13 protein-coding genes are annotated in these 15,996 nt (G+C 68.8%); 7 read left to right on the plus strand and 6 right to left on the minus strand.

What is annotated here, in order from left to right; translation table 11 throughout:
* Window positions 1-8 precede the first annotated feature (8 nt).
* Complete coding sequence (locus LZ199_RS02095) at window positions 9-2,456, plus strand: ABC transporter permease (RefSeq protein WP_253991940.1); 2,448 nt, start codon at window positions 9-11, stop codon at window positions 2,454-2,456.
* 62 nt (window positions 2,457-2,518) lie between these two features.
* On the opposite strand, the gene LZ199_RS02100 is transcribed toward LZ199_RS02095, so the two are convergent.
* From LZ199_RS02100 to LZ199_RS02125, 6 genes are all read right to left on the minus strand, one after another.
* On the minus strand, window positions 2,519-4,573 hold the full coding sequence (locus LZ199_RS02100) for a B12-binding domain-containing radical SAM protein (protein WP_253991941.1): 2,055 nt from the start codon (window positions 4,571-4,573) through the stop codon (window positions 2,519-2,521).
* A 144-nt stretch (window positions 4,574-4,717) separates the two neighbouring features.
* Window positions 4,718-4,993: a hypothetical protein gene (locus LZ199_RS02105; RefSeq protein ID WP_253991942.1), complete on the minus strand. Its 276-nt coding sequence runs from the start codon at window positions 4,991-4,993 to the stop codon at window positions 4,718-4,720.
* 134 nt (window positions 4,994-5,127) lie between these two features.
* Window positions 5,128-5,997 (minus strand): hypothetical protein, encoded by an 870-nt coding sequence (locus LZ199_RS02110; protein ID WP_253991943.1) that lies wholly within the window; start codon window positions 5,995-5,997, stop codon window positions 5,128-5,130.
* Window positions 5,998-6,129: 132 nt separating this feature from the next.
* Window positions 6,130-6,588, minus strand: coding sequence for a hypothetical protein (locus tag LZ199_RS02115; RefSeq protein ID WP_253991944.1), 459 nt, complete (start codon window positions 6,586-6,588; stop codon window positions 6,130-6,132).
* Window positions 6,585-7,745: a hypothetical protein gene (locus tag LZ199_RS02120; protein ID WP_253991945.1), complete on the minus strand. Its 1,161-nt coding sequence runs from the start codon at window positions 7,743-7,745 to the stop codon at window positions 6,585-6,587. The genes LZ199_RS02115 and LZ199_RS02120 overlap by 4 nt, the downstream gene beginning before the upstream one ends.
* A gap of 69 nt (window positions 7,746-7,814) precedes the next feature.
* The gene (locus tag LZ199_RS02125) at window positions 7,815-8,135 is read right to left on the minus strand and encodes a hypothetical protein (RefSeq protein WP_253991946.1); all 321 of its coding nucleotides are present in this window, start codon (window positions 8,133-8,135) and stop codon (window positions 7,815-7,817) included.
* A 417-nt stretch (window positions 8,136-8,552) separates the two neighbouring features.
* Here LZ199_RS02125 and hslV point away from each other — a divergent pair, with 417 nt between their 5' ends.
* The 6 genes from hslV (at window position 8,553) to LZ199_RS02155 (ending at window position 15,893) form a co-directional block, all read left to right on the plus strand.
* Entirely contained in the window at window positions 8,553-9,080 is a 528-nt protein-coding gene (gene hslV / locus LZ199_RS02130; protein WP_253991947.1) for an ATP-dependent protease subunit HslV, read from the plus strand.
* Window positions 9,081-9,090: 10 nt separating this feature from the next.
* The gene (hslU, locus tag LZ199_RS02135; RefSeq protein WP_253991948.1) at window positions 9,091-10,494 is read left to right on the plus strand and encodes an ATP-dependent protease ATPase subunit HslU; all 1,404 of its coding nucleotides are present in this window, start codon (window positions 9,091-9,093) and stop codon (window positions 10,492-10,494) included.
* A gap of 56 nt (window positions 10,495-10,550) precedes the next feature.
* Window positions 10,551-11,780, plus strand: coding sequence for an aspartate aminotransferase family protein (locus LZ199_RS02140; RefSeq protein ID WP_253991949.1), 1,230 nt, complete (start codon window positions 10,551-10,553; stop codon window positions 11,778-11,780).
* 109 nt (window positions 11,781-11,889) lie between these two features.
* Window positions 11,890-13,215 carry a J domain-containing protein gene (locus LZ199_RS02145; protein WP_253991950.1) on the plus strand — a complete coding sequence of 442 codons (1,326 nt, stop codon included), beginning with the start codon at window positions 11,890-11,892 and terminating at the stop codon, window positions 13,213-13,215.
* 17 nt (window positions 13,216-13,232) lie between these two features.
* Complete coding sequence (dnaK, locus tag LZ199_RS02150) at window positions 13,233-15,074, plus strand: molecular chaperone DnaK (RefSeq protein ID WP_253991951.1); 1,842 nt, start codon at window positions 13,233-13,235, stop codon at window positions 15,072-15,074.
* A complete protein-coding gene (locus LZ199_RS02155) occupies window positions 15,075-15,893 on the plus strand; it encodes a tetratricopeptide repeat protein (RefSeq protein WP_253991952.1) in 819 nt (272 codons plus the stop codon).
* The last annotated feature ends 103 nt before the right edge of the window (window positions 15,894-15,996 follow it).

Consider the following 15,996-nt stretch of genomic DNA (forward strand, 5'->3'; position numbering starts at 1 on the left):
AGGTGTGCATGGCTCGTATCGCCGACGGGTGGAAGGACATCGGAGGCGATTTCAAGTTCGCCTTGCGGATGCTGCGCAAGGACCCGCTGTTCACGGTGGTCGCGGTGTTGTGTCTGGCGTTTGGGATTGGCGCCAACGCGGCCATCTTCAGCGTGGTGGACGCGGTGTTGCTGCGTCCGTTGCCCTACCAGGAGCCGGAGCGGCTGGTGCGGCTCTACGAGACGACACCCTCGAGAGATCCCAAGTGGCTGGGGTCCGTGTCGTGGCCCAACTACCAGGACTGGGCCGCCCAGCTGCCGTCGCTCGAGGGCGTGGCCGCCTACGAGTTCCAGGGCCGCAACCTGATGACGCCCGAGGGGGCGGAGCGGGTGAGCGTGGTGGCGACCACGGCCAATCTCTTCCAGGTGCTGGGCACGCCCCCGAAGCTCGGCCCGGGCTTCTCCGTGGGGGACGACCAGCCGGGAGCCGCGCCCGTCGTGGTGGTGAGCGAGGGCCTCTGGCAGCGCCGCTTCGGCTCGGACCCGGGCTTCGTGGGCCGCACGCTGACGCTGGATGGGCAGCCGCACACGGTGGTGGGAATCCTCCCGTCCGCGGTGGGCTTTCCAGCGGGGGCGCGGATGGAGGTCTTCATCCCCTTCGTACCCTCCGCGGACCGGGTGGAGAACCGGGGTGCGCACTTCCTGAGCGTCGTGGGGCGGCTGCGTCCGGGTGTCCTTCCCCGCACGCTCGGAGCGGAGCTGGCGGAGGTGTCCCGTCGCATCGAGGAGGCGCATCCCGCCCAGCAGGCGGGGCGCAGCGCGGCGGCGGTGCCCCTGGCGGAGACGGTCGTCGGTGACGTGCGGCCCACGCTGCTGCTGCTCCAGGGCGCGGTGCTGCTGGTGCTGCTCATCGCCTGCGCCAACGTCGCCAACCTGATGCTGGCCCGGACGTCCACGCGGCAGCAGGAGATCGCCATCCGCTTCGCGCTGGGCGCCAGCCGGGGCCGCGTCGTGAGGCAGCTGCTGGTGGAGAGCCTCATGCTGTCGTTCGTGGGCGCGCTGCTCGGCGTGCTGCTCGGCTCGTGGGGCGTCAGCTCGCTGGCCAACCTGGTGCGGACGTCCTTCCCGTTGACCGGGGACCTGCCGCTCAATGGCCGCGTGCTGGGCTTCCTGTTGTTGGTGGCCGTGGGCAGCGCGCTCGCCTTCGGCCTGGCGCCCGCGCTCCAGGCCACGCGCACCCCCTTGCGCGCAAGCCTCGCGGAGCCGGGCGCGAAGCTGTCGCCGTCGCGCTCGCACCACTACTTCCGTGACGCGCTGGTGGTGGTGGAGATGGCCTTGTCCCTGGTGCTGCTGGTGGGCGCGGGCCTGTTGCTGCGCGGCTTCGTGACGCTGCTGGGGACCGAGCCGGGCCTGGAGGTGCGCAACGTGCTCACCGCGCACCTGCCCATCACCACCGCCCAGTACCCCCGCGAGGAGGTCGTCGACCGGCTCTTCAAGCCCATCCTGGAGAAGGCCCGGACGCTGCCCGGCGTCCAGTCGGCGGCGCTCATCTCCCTGCTGCCCATCCAGACCGCGTGGACCAGCGGGGACTACGCGGTGGAGGGCGAGGACGTGGCGGACCCGAGCAAGACGCTCTTCGCGGAGTTCCGCACCACCAGCCCGGACCTCTTCAAGTCGCTGGGCATCCCGCTGCTGGCGGGGCGCGACTTCACCGAGGACGACGGCCAGCGCGCGGACCGGGTGGTCATCGTCAACCAGGCCCTGGCGCGCCGCCACTTCCAGGGGAGCGAGGCGGTGGGGCGACGGCTGCTCATCGCCGGGCAGCCGGCGGAGATTGTCGGCGTCGTGGGGGACGTGCGACAGGCGGGGTTGGACCAGCCTCCGCTGCCCGAGGTCCACCTGCCATACAACCATCCGCAGTCCACGCTCTGGTACTTCCAGGCCGTCACGCTGGTGCTCAAGACCTCCACGCCTCCGGCCCAGCTCATCCCCACGCTGCGCGGCGCGGTGCGCGGCGTGGACTCCGAGCAGCCGCTCTACAACCTGTTCACCATGGAGGAGATCGTCCAGCAATCCGTGGCGGGACGCCGGCTGAGTCTGTCCTTGCTGGGCGCGTTCGCGCTCATCGCGCTGGTGCTCGCCACCGCGGGCCTCTACGGCGTCATCTCCTATCTCGTCTCGCAGCGCACCCAGGAGATGGGCATCCGCATGGCGCTGGGCGCGCCGCCCGGCCGGGTGGTGCGGTTGGTGATGGACCAGGGGATGAAGCTCGCGGGGCTGGGAATCGGCCTGGGCGTCCTCGCCGCCTTCGTGCTGTCGCGCTACATGGAGAGCCTGCTGTTCGGCGTGAGCGGGAGGGACCCGCTCACCTTCATCGGCTTCTCCGTGCTGCTGGGGGCCGTGGCCCTCGTCGCCACCTGGCTGCCCGCGCGCCGGGCGTCGCGGGTGGACCCCATCGTCGCCATCCAGAACCGCTGAAAGCCCCCGGGCCTCCCCGCCAGGCGTCAGGCGGGGAGGGGGCGCGTGTGTTCAGCGGGGGCTCATGAGGCTTCGCGCAGGTCCGTCAACTCCTCCACGTTCTCCGGGACGGGGTCCAACGCGGCCGACAGGGCGGGGTAGGCGTTGAGCAGGTCCTCCACCTTGGCGCCGAACTGGAGCCATCCGACGATGCGCACCGCGTCCTCGTTGGTGATGCAGACGCGACGCAGGCGCCGGTTCACCACGAAGTGCCGCTTGCCCTCGGGCGTGTCGAAGTCATACCCGCGCAGCAGCTCCGCCGCCGTGTAGCCGCGCTCGGCCTCCTCGACGCTCGCGAAGTTGCGCTTCAGCGCATCCCTCCCGTAGCGGCTGAGCAGCAGCAGCAGGTGCTCGCGGTCCACCCAGTGGCCGTGCTGGTAGACCTTGCGCTCGCGCTTGAGCCGGTTGAAGCGCTCCAGCACCGTCCGCGCGCCCTCCGCGTCGAGCCCTGTCACCGTCTCGTATTCGTAGAACAAATCCAACACCGTGTCCGTGCGGGGCTTGAAGTCCTTCACGCCGAACTGCGCCGGGTCCAGGTGGATGGGCGCGTTGTGCTCGAACACGAAGGTGCCCGTGCCCTCCGAGTGCAGGATGTCCGAGTGGTTCAGGAGGAACTGGACGGTCTCCTCCGCCTCCGCCTCCGTCTCCGTGGGGAAGCCGAAGAAGTTGAAGGTGTGGCTCCAGATGCCCGCGTCATGGGCGAACTGGAGATTGTCCACCATCACCTTCTGCGTGTTGTTCTTGCGCATGTGCCGCTGCACGCGCTCGGACGCCGTCTCCAGCCCGATGTAGAGCGAGCGGAAGCCGATGTCATACATGTTCTTGAAGTCTTCCCGCGTGTAGTACTTCTCGAACTTGTAGAGCGCGGTGAAGAAGTAGCGCCCCTGGGGGACCGCGGGCGGGAGCATGCGGAAGAGCTTGGGCGGCAGCGCCTCGTCGTTGAATGCGAAGTGGCGCACGCCGTGGCGCGCGTTGAGCGTCTCCAAATCCTTGGCGATCATCTCCGGCGGGCGCATGCGGTAGCGGTCGCCGTAGATCATCCCGTGATAGCAGAAGGCGCACTTGCCCCAGTAGCAGCCCCGCGTCGTCAAGAGCGGCAGGACAATCTCCGGCGACAGGTACTCCTCCAGCGGCAGCCCGGAGAAGTCGGGCGTGGGCACCTCGCTCATGGGCAGCGAATCTCCCAGGGGCGTGAGCACGAGCTGCCCGTCCTCCATGAAGGCGAAGTTGGGCGTGCGGTCCTTGCGCGGGTCCTCGACGGACAGGAATCGGTCCACGGGGCGCTCGCCCTCGTAGCGGCAGATGAAGTCGAAGCAGGGGCCGAACAACTGGGTGACCCAGGTGCGCTCCTTCTCCACCAGCCGGGAGAACACGCTGCCGCCCACCAGCACCGGGACGTCCGGGAAGCGCTGCTTGAACACCCGCCCCAGCGTCAGGCCCGCGACAATCTGCTCGGTGCCGATGATGGAGATGCCGAAGTAGCGGGGCGCCTGCGCGATGCCGGCGACCTGCTCCTCGAAGAAGGCGATGAAGGGGTTGGAGTGGCGGTCCTCGATGAACTCGAGCAGCGCCGGAATGGACCCGAGCACGTCGCCGTCCTGGAGCGACGTGGTGCCGACCTCGATGACGGGCTCCGCGGCGGAGAACGCGCCGAGCAGCGCCCGGAGCGCGTCCACGCTGTCCTTGAAGTTCTCCATCGTGTCGTAGGTGTCGCCGGTGCGCAGGCCCTCCACCCGGGAGATGAGCTGCGGGTACTCGTCCAGCGTGGCCAGCGCGTGCAGGCAGCGGGCGCGGTAGATGCGGTGCTCGTCCGTCAGCGCCTCGATGAAGTGCTTGAGCCTCGCGCGGGCGACGGGCAGTCGCTGCGGACCGATGAACCACCGGTAGAAGCTCACGTTCCAGTCATCCTGATGGATGGCATGCCCTCGCTCCTCGAGATACGCCTTGAGCGAGGGCGTGCTCAGGAACGGCTGGAGCGGAGACCACTGGGGTGGGAAGACGAGGTGGAGATCCGGGCGCGAGGAGTCGCGGGCCTCCAGGGGACCATCACCAGGACGCGGCGTCGTGGGCGTTGTCATCTGCCTGAACCTCCAATCTTGGGGTGGGGCGTACCGACGAGGAGCGTCCTCGCCGCGAGCGCGAAGAGCCCCCGGGGGGAGCCCCTTCGCGAAGGCGCCGCCCCTCGAAGGGCGGACGGCGCCGACGTCTGACGGCGACGGTGACTACGCGATGCTCATGTTCGCGACGAGCGCCTTGAGCAGCATCGGCTTGCCGCTGGCCATGGTGCCCGGCCTCACGACCTGCTGCTGCTGCTGCTGCTGTTGCTGCTGCTGCACCTCGGTGGTCGGGAGGCTGACCTGGCCGACGCTGATGGCGTCATTGACCACGGGGTGAAGCGTCGCGGCGTGGCTGGCGAAGCCTCCGAAGAGCATCGTCAGCGCGGCCGGCGATGCGAGCGCGCGAATCGTACGACGGGTGGCCTTCTTTGAGTCGTCCATGCATACCTCCGGGGATGTAGTGCTGAGCTGCGGCCCGGTCAGGCACTCATGTCAGGCCTTTCCCGGGTCCCTGTATTGTTCATGAGAGCCATGAGCCATATCAAGATGTGTGCTCACGAAAGCCCAATGAATCATCACGCTCGCGCGAGCGCGGCGCGGGAGAGCTCGGAGGTGAGTCCTTCCAACATCAGCTCCTGGAAGTGGGGTTGTCTGGCGGAGGCGCTGAGGTGGTGGGAGAAGGAGGCGAAGGTGAGAGCCTGGCCGTCCAGGAAGAGCAGACATTCACCCATGATGGCGCCGAAGACCTCGCGCAGGACGGGCGTCAGGGCGTGCAGCTCCTGGCGCACCGTGTCTGGAATGGCCACGTCCGGCGCCAGGGGGACCAGCCGGGTGGAGTCTCCGAGGAAGCTGGCCAGGATGGGGATGCCTTCGGGGCGGTCCACGACGAAGGAGTCCCAGTGCTCCTTGGGGGGCGCGTCCGATACCTTCCAGGTGTAGAAATCGAAGGGGCTCTTCCAGATGGCGCGGGTGAAGGGCGCGGGGTCGATGGGCTCTGGCCCATAGCCATATTTGAAGCGCGGTGTCTTGAGCCCGGGGAGGCGCGCCTCCAGCATCCGCCATTGATTGACGAGCGGCACCAGGTTGCCCACCGGTGAGCACACCCCTGGGGTTCCAATGACTCGCGGATAGCGGCTCAGGACCTGGGTGAGCGCGTAGGTCACCTGTCCGCGACTCAGGTGGGACGTGCCGCCGGAGAGGGCCGCGCGCGTGTTGTCGGAAATCTCGATGACCCGGTTGAGGACGACAGGCGTTGACGGGGGGAGGGCGGGCGCGGTCTCCGGGAAGGAGAGCCACGCGTCCTCCTGGCTGAAGCGGATGCCGTGCTCCAGGAGCAGCTCGCTGACCTTCTTGCGCGTGACGCGCCAGGGGAGGTCCGGCAGGGCGCCGAGCAGGTTCGCGAGGGGGTCTGGGACGGTATCGTCCGTGACGACGAGAAGCTCCACGGCGGCCACTCCAGGGACGACGGGCCCCCGGCCACGCAAGGAATCGGTGCGCGGGGGCCTGGATGGGACGGCGAGGGCGGCCTGACGGCGGGCCGCCGGGAAGGATGGGGGCTTGAAGCCTGGCGCCGGGGCTTACGGCGTGGGGGGCGGGGCGGGCGGCTCGGGGGTGGGCGGCAGGCCCAGGGCGGGGAAGTCCGCCGCGGTGCCGCTGTAGACGATCCGCGCGCCGTTGCGGATGACCTCGAACTCGAAGGTGGAAGGCGCGCCCGTGCGCCAGACGAAGAGGATGTCCGAGGGACGGGAGATCTGCTTGGTGTTGATGCGGATGATGATGTCGTTGCGCTGGAAGGGCCAGAAGCCCGCGGGCGAGGCCTCGGTGACGGACGTCACGCTGGCGCCGTTGACCGTCTTCTGCTCGACGGTGAGCTTGGCGCCGTTGGCCTGGATGACGACCCGGTCCGTGGTGGCATTCGCGGTGATGTCGACGGTGCTCACCTGGGCGTTCCTTTCATGCGAGGGGTCCGACTTCGCGGAGTGGCTCGAAGCGCCGGAGGCCACGAGCAAGCCCAGAATCAGGAGGTGACTGGTCACGGGATTCCTTCCTTGTGGGTGACGGATTGCGTGAGGGGACGGACTTCACTGCGAGGGGCGACGGTGCGCGAGAACCGGCGGCGCACCAGGGCCTGCATCTGGTCCATGGCGTGGAGGACGCGCGGGTCGATGTCCGCGTACGGCTTGACGTAGGCGCTCAGCGCGCCCGGCATGAGGAAGCCGGAGGCGTAGCGGTTGCGCTGACGCAGGGCCTGGGCGCGCGCCTCGTCGGTGAGCGTGCCCTTCTCCAGCCGTCGCAGGGCGTAGTGGAGGATGGCGAAGTACACGAACGCGGCGTGCAGGAAGGGCAGCACACGGATGGGCCGCATCGACCAGGGGGAGACGGGCCGGGCGTCGGGGTCCGTGGAGCCTCCGGCGAGGAGGAACGGGTGCTCGAGGAACTCGTAGGTGGAGAGGAAGTTGTGGACGGATTCGTGGATGAGGTCGTCCATCAACTGCTCGTGGGTGTAGTGGGGCGTGTGGACGTTGAGCAGCCGGATGGCGCCCACCTCGTCGGAGACCTGCTCGGAGGCGGGGAGCATGCCCTCGCGCTGCCTCACGACGAGCACGCGCGTGTAGTTGCGGATGATGCGGGCGAGCGTGGGGGCGGTGGCGTCAATCTCCGCCAGCGCCGCGCGCAGCTTGTCCAGCACGACGGAGCGCTGCTCCTCCGTGAGGGGCTGGTAGTCCCCGAAGAACACCGGGCTGGTCAGATCCGTGCGCCGGCAGAAGGGGCTCACCAGGTCCACGACGATGGAGTCACCCAGCCGGGGGGCCTCGTAGTGCTTCCCCGGCTCGCCCTGGTAGTTGCGCGCCTGGGAGAAGAGGGGATCCCACGCCTCCTGGCCGGACGTGTCGTCTGGTTTCAGCAGGGCCAGCAGGCCGCGCAGGCGAGGGGCCTCTCCGGAGGTGCCCTCCCGGAACAGCTCCGAGAACACGGCGGGCGACAGGAAGAAGGCATACCGCTCCCGGGGTGACAGCGCCTCGAAGGCGTCACACGTCGCCTGGACCGTGACCTCCGGCGTGGAGAAGCGCCGCGCCAGCCACAGCAGGCCCTCGAATTGACTCTTCAGCTTCTGGACGGCCAGCTCGACCTGGTTGTCGACGATGGGAGGCGCCGCGCTGTCGGCGGTCAACGAAGAGAGGAGTTGGAGCACGATGAGGAGCCCAGGCGTCACACCGCGAGAGGCCCTGGGAAGCTCCCGAAGGCCTCTCGCGAATGGGAATCAGACCGCGAAGCCGTCGTCGCTCGGCGCGAACTGGACGCCGGCGAGGTCCTTCGACGTGTTGGGGGTCTGCGGGGTCTGCGGCGTCTGCGGGGTCTGCTGCTGCTGCTGTTGCTGCTGCTGCTGCTGTTGCTGCTGGGTGGAGAGGTACGCCAGCGTCGTGAAGCCCTCGAGGTCCAGGTCGAGCGACGCGTCGGAGGCCTGCATCGTGGCGGCGCTCAGGGTGAGCGTCGTGGAGGCGCTCGCCTCCGGAGCCATGCCACCGATTCCCGTAGCGAGGGCCAGCGTCGCAATGGCAGTAGCGGCGTTCAGCTTCTTCATGGGGCCTTGCCTTTGTTGAGATGGGGTTGTGAAAAACCGCTCAGGCCACTGGCATGGAAGACGGACTCCATGCCTGCAGCATGAAGGGTCTCAAAATAAATAGAGTGATCCAGGGAATCAGTCAAATCTGGCTAAACGCGGTGTGAATAGAGACATCCGGGTCATAGGGGACGAGCCACCGGATGTTCACGCTAACGTCTGGATAATCCTCCATGTCTTGGCTGGCCAGGAGGCTGGACGCGGTGCTGAGAGGGCTGTTGTTGCATTTCATGTCACAACTGGGAGTCCGCTGACCCCTGGCCGGAGCGGCCGTGTGGGAGGGGCCGGTTTCCCTGGGGGTCCTACCCGGACGCACTGAACCGGACAGGTGGGCGGAGTTCCTTGGAAACGCGGGGCGCGGCTTGTTAAACCCGCTCCATGTTCCACGGAACCACCATCCTCTGTGTGCGGCGTGACGGGAAGGTCGCCATCGCCAGCGACGGGCAGGTCTCCCTCGACAAGACGGTGATGAAGAACACGGCGAAGAAGGTGCGCAAGCTGGGCGAGGGCCAGGTGCTCGCCGGCTTCGCGGGCAGCACCGCCGATGCCTTCACCCTCTTCGAGCGCTTCGAGGGCAAGCTCAAGGAGCACCAGAAGAACATGGCGCGCGCCTGCGTGGAGCTGGGCAAGGACTGGCGCACAGACAGGTTCCTGCGCCGGCTGGAGGCCCTGCTCGTCGTCGCGGACAAGGACAAGACGTTCATCCTCTCCGGTGCCGGTGACGTGATTGAGCCCGACTACGGCATCGCCGCGGTGGGCAGCGGAGGCCCGTACGCGCTCGCCGCCGCGCGCGCCCTCATGGCGCACACGCAGATGCCCGCGCGAGACGTGGCGCGGGAGTCGCTCTCCATCGCCGGCGAAATCGACATCTACACCAACTCCAACATCTCCCTCGAAGAGCTCTAGGAGCCACCCCGTGGCCGAATCGCGCAAGCCGTCCGCCTTCACGCCTCGCGAGGTGGTGAGCGAGCTGGACCGTTACATCGTCGGGCAGAACGCCGCCAAGCGCGCGGTGGCCATCGCCCTGCGCAACCGGTGGCGCCGTCAGCAGGTCAACGACGACCTGCGCGACGAAATCCACCCGAAGAACATCATCATGATTGGCCCCACCGGCGTGGGGAAGACGGAGATTGCCCGCCGGCTGGCGAAGCTCGCGCAGGCGCCCTTCGTGAAGGTGGAGGCCTCCAAGTTCACCGAGGTCGGCTACGTGGGCCGCGACGTGGAGTCGATGATTCGCGACCTCGTCGAGAACGCCATCTCCCTGGTGCGCGAGGAGGAGACGGAGAAGGTCCGCCCCCGCGCCGAGGAGGTGGCCGAGGACCGGCTGATGGAGCTGCTCCACAGTGGCTCCCGTCCGCCGCCGCCCCCGCCGCCGCCCTTCGGTTTCTCGCCCCCGCCGCCGCCTCCGCCCCCGCCGCAGCGCCTGGGTGAGTCCGAGCGGGAGAAGCTCCGCGCCCAGCTCCGCACGGGCACGTTGGATGACCAGTACGTGGACGTGGAGACGAGCGACAGCGGGCAGACGTTCATGCGCGGCTTCTCCGGCCAGGGCATGGAGGAGATTGGCGTCAACCTCCAGGACCTCTTCAAGAACATGCCGGGCATGAGCAAGACGCGCCGACGTCGCGTGCGCGTGCCGGAGGCGCTGGCCCTGCTGCGTCAGGAGGAGGCCCAGAAGCTGGTGGACCCGGACCGCGTGCAGCGCGAGGCCGTCGTCCGCGCCGAGTCGAGCGGCATCGTCTTCATCGACGAAATCGACAAGATCGCCAGCCGCGAGGGCGCCAAGGGCAGCGGCGGCCCGGACGTGTCACGAGAGGGCGTGCAGCGCGACATCCTCCCCATCGTCGAGGGCTCCACCGTCAACACCAAGTACGGCATGGTGAAGACGGACCACATGCTCTTCATCGCCGCGGGCGCCTTCCACGTCTCCAAGCCCAGCGACTTGATTCCGGAGCTGCAGGGGCGCTTCCCCATCCGCGTGGAGCTGGAGCCGCTGTCCGGCGACGACCTCATCCGCATCCTGCGCGAGCCGAAGAACTCCCTCCTGCGCCAGTACACCGCGCTGCTGCAGACAGAGGGCGTGCGCCTGTCCTTCACCGACGACGCGGTGACGGAGCTGGCGCGCATCGCCCAGCAGGCGAACGAGCGCACGCAGAACATCGGCGCTCGCCGCCTGCACACCGTGCTGGAGCGACTGCTCGACGAGGTGTCCTTCTCCGCCAGTGAGCTGGGGCCTCGGGACTTCCAGGTGGACGGCAATTATGTGCGTGAGCGCTTGAGTTCCATCGTCCAGGACGAGGACCTGTCGCGCTACATCCTCTAGCGCGGTATATGGCGCGTTCGCAGCCGCTCCGTCACCACCAAGGAAGGTAGACACCCTTGCCGCAGCCCGTGCCCTCCGCCGCCGACTCGACCTCCAACGACACCCTCATCTCCAAGGCCAAGAGCCACCTGCTGCAGAACTACAAGCAGCAGCCCATCGTCCTGGTCAAAGGGCGGGGTACGCGCGTGTGGGACGCGGACGGTCGTGAGTACCTGGACCTCATCGGCGGGGTGGCGACGTGCGCGCTGGGGCACTGTCATCCGGAGCTGGTGGCGGCGGCGCACGCGCAGCTGGACTCGCTGTGGCACGTGTCGAACGCGTTCTACTCGCAGCCGCAGATCGACCTGGCGGCCCAGCTGTGTGAGTGGAGCGGGTTCCAGCGCGCCTTCTTCTGCAACTCCGGCGCGGAGGCCAACGAGGCGCTGCTGAAGCTGGCCCGCAAGGTGATGAAGGACCGGGGCACCCCGGAGCGCTACGAGGTCATCACCTTCGAGCGCAGCTTCCACGGCCGCACCCTGGCCACCGTCACCGCGACAGGGCAGCCGAAGTACCATGCGGGCTTCGAGCCGCTGCCGGCCGGCTTCCAGCACGTCCCCTACGGTGAGCTGGACGCCGTGCGTCGCGCCATCGGCCCCGCCACCGCCGCCATCCTCGTCGAGCCCATCCAGGGCGAGGGTGGGGTGCGCCTGGCCCCCGCGGGCTTCCTCAAGGGGCTGCGCGCCCTGTGCGACGAGAAGGGCCTGCTGCTGCTCGTCGACGAAATCCAGACGGGCATGGGGCGCACCGGCATCCCCTTCGGCTTCATGCGTGATGGCATCCAGCCGGACGCCATCAGCATGGCGAAGGCGCTGGGCAACGGCCTGCCCATTGGCGCCATGCTGTGCCGCGAGGACGTGGGCGCGAGCCTCTCCCCGGGCAGTCACGGCTCCACGTTCGGTGGCAACCTGGTGGCCGCCGCCGCCGCCAACGCCGCGCTGAAGGTCATCCGCCAGCCGGGCTTCCTGGACGAGGTGACGTCCAAGGGCGCGTACTTCCTGGAGCGCCTGCGGGAAATCCAGGGTCGGCTGCCGAAAGGACGCGTGGTGGAGGTCCGAGGCCAGGGCCTGCTGGTGGGCCTGGAGATGGACCGGGAGGCGCCCCAGGTGCTCGGCAAGCTGCGCGAGGCGGGGGTGCTGGGCAACGCGGCGGGTGAGCGGACGGTCCGCTTCGCCCCGCCGTTCACCATCTCCCGGGAGGAGATGGATGAGAGCCTCGCCATCATCGAGCGGGTGCTGATCGCCCTCTGAGCCTGGATTTCCCCTGGCCGGAGCCTGGGTGGGGGGGCACTGGGTGTTTGACGCCCCGCGTCCCCAAACCTAGGCTCGGTCTTTCGGCAACCCATCCGTGGACCGTCCTGTGAGCGCGCCAAATACGATTGTCGGCCTGGGGGCCCGGACGGACCACGTCGCCACGGTGCCCAACGTGGACTTTGCTCGCCTCCAGCTCTCGTCGGAGGAGTCGTCCGTCCTGTCGCTCGTCGGCCGGGTGGAGCGCATCGACCAGGTGCTGTCACGCTCCACCCTGGGTGAAGCGCGCACCATCGCCGTGCTGCTCGCGCTGCGGGCCAAGGGCGCCATCGTTCCCGCGCGCGTGGTGCAGCGAAACCAGCCCGCACCCGCGGTGGACGCCGCGCTGGCCGAGGACGTGGACCTGGAGCCGGAGCGGAAGAAGGAGATCATCGACCTGGAGCGGGCACTGGACGGGATGGACCACTTCGCCGTCCTGGGCTTGCGTCCCGGCGCTCCGGCGGCCGAGGTGAAGCAGGCGTACTACAACGCGTCGCGCCGCTTTCACCCGGACCGCTACTTCGGAAAGAACCTGGGCAGCTTCCGCGCGCGCATGGAGCGCATCTTCCGGAGGCTCACGGACGCCCACAACGTCCTCACCCAGCAGGACAAGCGCGACGCGTACCTCAAGGCGCACCCGGCGCTCGCGACGGCTTCCGCGGCGGCCACGCCTCCCGCGCCCGCCCCCGCGCCCGTTCCGACGGCGGACCCGACCCAGGAGCTGATGCCTTTCTCTCCCACGCCGCGCCCCATGCGGCTCGCGTCCCCGCTGCAGGCGCCCGCCCCGTCGACGCCGCCCCCGGTGCAGGACGCGGAGTCGGAGGCTCGGAAGGCGGAGCGGCAGGCGAGGCTCGCCCGGCACCCGTACATGGCGCGCAACGTGCGGCTGTCGGAGCTGGTGGCACGCGGCAGGGCGGCCGTCGCCCGGGGCGACTGGGAGCGGGCCTACCAGGACTTCCACCAGGTCCAGACGTTGGACCCGAAGAACCGCGAGGTGCCGCCGCTGCTGGTGGAGGCGCGCCGCCGTCATGACGAGCAGCGCGCGTCCGCTGAAGTGGCGCGGGGGAAGCAACTGGAGCAGCACGGCGACGATGTCGGGGCGCTCGCGGCCTACCGGCTGGCCTATTCCCTGGATGGGCAGAACGCGGAAGCCGCCTTCCGTGCGGCCAGACTGGGACTCCAGCAGGGGCAGGATGTGGGCGAGGTGCGCGTCCTGGCGCAGCGCGCCGTGGACGTGCAGGGAGGGCGAATCGAGCACCATTTGTTGCTGGGACGGGTGCTCGCCGACTCGGGAGCGAAGAAGCAGGCCAAGCGCGTCTATGAAGACGCGGCCAGGTTGGACCCGGACAACGCCGAGGCCAAGGCGGCGCTCAAGAAGCTGCGCTGGACGTTCTAGGATGAGCACGCTCTCTCATGGCTGAGCCCGAACCCCTCATAGGCATCGACCTGGGGACGACGAACAGCATCGTCGCCACCGTCCAGGACGGGCAGCCCGTCGTCATCAAGAACCGCACGGGCCAGGCGCTCACGCCGTCTGTCATCGCCATGGCCAAGAATGGCAAGCGACTGGTGGGCGGCATCGCCAAGCGTCAGGCCATCACCAATCCCCAGGAGACGGTGTACGCGGCCAAGCGGCTCATCGGCCGGAAGTTCTCCTCTCACGAGGTGCAGGACGCGCTGCGCTCCCTGCCCTACGAGGTGGTGCCGGGGCAGCACGATGACCTGCGCATCCGCATGGGGGGCAAGGACCTGTCGGTTCCGGAGATCAGCGCGATGATTCTCCAGGAGCTGAAGGCGGACGCGGAGGCGCACTTCGGCAGGCCGGTGAGCAAGGCCGTCGTCACGGTGCCGGCGTACTTCAACGACGCCCAGCGGCAGGCCACCAAGGACGCGGGGCGCATCGCCGGGCTGGACGTGCTGCGCATCATCAACGAGCCCACTGCGGCGGCGCTGGCGTACGGCTTCAGCCGCACCGTGAATGGCCGCGTGGCCGTGCTGGATTTGGGCGGCGGGACGTTCGACGTGTCGGTGCTGGAGATCAACCAGGGCGTCTTCGACGTGGTGGGCACCGGCGGCGACACGTACCTGGGCGGCGAGGACTGGGACAATCGCATCATCGAGTGGCTCGTCTTCGGCTTCGCGAAGGAGCACGGCATCGACCTGCGCAAGGACCGCATGGCGTTGCAGCGGCTCAAGGACGCGGCGGAGAAGGCGAAGGTGGAGCTGTCGAGCGTGAAGGAGACGCAGCTCAACCTGCCGTTCATCAGCACGCCTCCCGGGGGTGGCGCGGCGCTGCACCTCCAGGCCGCGCTGTCGCGCGAGAAGCTGGATGACTTGACGGCGGACCTGGCCGAGCGCGTGGTGGGCATCACCACGGAGGTGCTGGGCGAGGCGGGCGTGCGAGCCTCGGAGCTGAAGGAGGTCATCCTCGTCGGCGGCATGTCGCGCATGCCGAAGATCATCGAGGCGGTGCGCGGCTATTTCCGTCGCGAGCCGTGCAAGGGCGTGCATCCGGACGAGGTGGTGGCGCTGGGCGCGGCGGTGCAGGCGCACGCGCTGCTGGCGCAGGAGGGCGAGCTGCTGCTCCTGGACGTCACGCCGCAGAGCCTGGGGGTGGCCATCGCCGGTGGTTACGTGCGGCGCATCATCCCGAAGAACACGACGGTGCCCACGTCGGCCACGGAGGTGTTCGCGACGTCGAAGGACTTCCAGCGGCTGGTGAAGATCATGGTGCTCCAGGGCGAGCACGAGCTGGCGCACCAGAACGAGCTGTTGGGCGAGTTCGTCCTCACCGGGCTGCGCGAGGCGCCTCGCGGGCAGGTGGAGATAGAGGTGACGTTCGACATCAACGCGGAGGGCATCGTCTCCGTCTCCGCGCGGGACAGGGAGACGGGCCTTCGCCAGTCCATCACCGTCACCGCGTCCAGCGGGCTCACCGAAGAGGAGCTCAAGCGCATCATGGACGAGCAGCGCGGCTACCTCATGGCCGCGCGCATCTCCGAGGAGATGAAGGTCAAGCGCATGGAGCTGGACTCGCTCGCGCGCGACGTCATGGATGCGCTGACGCGAGCGCGGCTGCTGCCCGGTGGGGGAGGACTTCCGGCCGACGCGGTGCCTCGCGCCGAGCAGGTGCTGGATCATGCGAGGCAGGTTCGCGCGGGCGAGGACGTGGGCGCACTGGGCCGCGCGTGTGAATTGCTGACGGGGTGTCTGGCCCAGCTCAAGGGGTCGGCGCGCAGTGGCACGGGGCGATAGATGAGCACCCAGCGCGCCAACCAGCTCGTCGAAGCGGGACTGTGGCTGCGCCTGAGTGGCGACGCCCAGGGTGCGCAGAAGCTGTTCGAGCGGGCGCTCGTGTTGGACCCCGACAACGTCCGGGCGCGCGAGAGTCTGGCCGCGCTGGGGTCGCCCTCGGGGCGCGGGACTCCCTTCGACGCGTCACCCGGGGGCACGTCCTCGCGGGGGACACCGCTGCCGTCGCTGGATGGCGACTGGGGGGCGTGGGCCGAAGGCGAGGGCCACCCGCTGGATGAAGAGGACGAGGAGCGCTCTCCCAGCGTGTTGATTCCGGAGGGGGATGGACCTCCGGCCGGGGACGACGTGTTGGATTTGCTCTCGCGCGACGAGCCCACCACGCAGGAGTACGGCGTCCCCGAGGGCGACACCGACGAGTTCGGCGTCCCCCTCACCGAGAGCGAGCTGGAGCGGTTGCTGCGCGGTGCGGCCGACCTGCTGGAGCTGGATGACCACTCGGGCGCGGTGGACCTGCTGTTCAAGGCGCGGGAGCTGGCACCGGGAGACCCGCGCGTGGATGTGCTGCTCATCCGCAGCGAGCGCATGCTGATGGCCATGCTGGAGTCGAAGCTGGGCGACCTGGGCCGAGTGCCCCGCGTGCGCCTCCAGCCGGACGACATCATCTGGCTCAGCCTGGACCACCGCGCGGGCTTCGTGCTCGCGCAGATTGATGGCGCCGTGACGTTCGAGGACCTCTTCTCGCTGTCCGGGATGACGCGGCTGGATACCGCCCGCATCCTCGCGCAGCTCCTCGACGAAGGCGTCATCGCCGCCGCCTGACCTCCCGTTCCAGGTTCCAGGTCGGGTGTCCTTTTAGTTGAATTGACAGGATGCTGTCATGATGACAGGTTGGTTCTCGTGCGCGTGTGAGTCGGGGCCCATG

Source organism: Myxococcus qinghaiensis (genome assembly GCF_024198215.1).
Lineage (GTDB): Bacteria > Myxococcota > Myxococcia > Myxococcales > Myxococcaceae > Myxococcus > Myxococcus qinghaiensis.

Coding starts and splice junctions, on each gene's coding strand:
- LZ199_RS02095 (WP_253991940.1), top strand. CDS start 9: ATGGCTCGTATCGCCGACGGGTGGAAGGACATCGGAGGCGATTTCAAG.
- LZ199_RS02100 (WP_253991941.1), bottom strand. CDS start 4,573: ATGACAACGCCCACGACGCCGCGTCCTGGTGATGGTCCCCTGGAGGCC.
- LZ199_RS02105 (WP_253991942.1), bottom strand. CDS start 4,993: ATGGACGACTCAAAGAAGGCCACCCGTCGTACGATTCGCGCGCTCGCA.
- LZ199_RS02125 (WP_253991946.1), bottom strand. CDS start 8,135: ATGAAGAAGCTGAACGCCGCTACTGCCATTGCGACGCTGGCCCTCGCT.
- hslV (WP_253991947.1), top strand. CDS start 8,553: ATGTTCCACGGAACCACCATCCTCTGTGTGCGGCGTGACGGGAAGGTC.
- dnaK (WP_253991951.1), top strand. CDS start 13,233: ATGGCTGAGCCCGAACCCCTCATAGGCATCGACCTGGGGACGACGAAC.
- LZ199_RS02155 (WP_253991952.1), top strand. CDS start 15,075: ATGAGCACCCAGCGCGCCAACCAGCTCGTCGAAGCGGGACTGTGGCTG.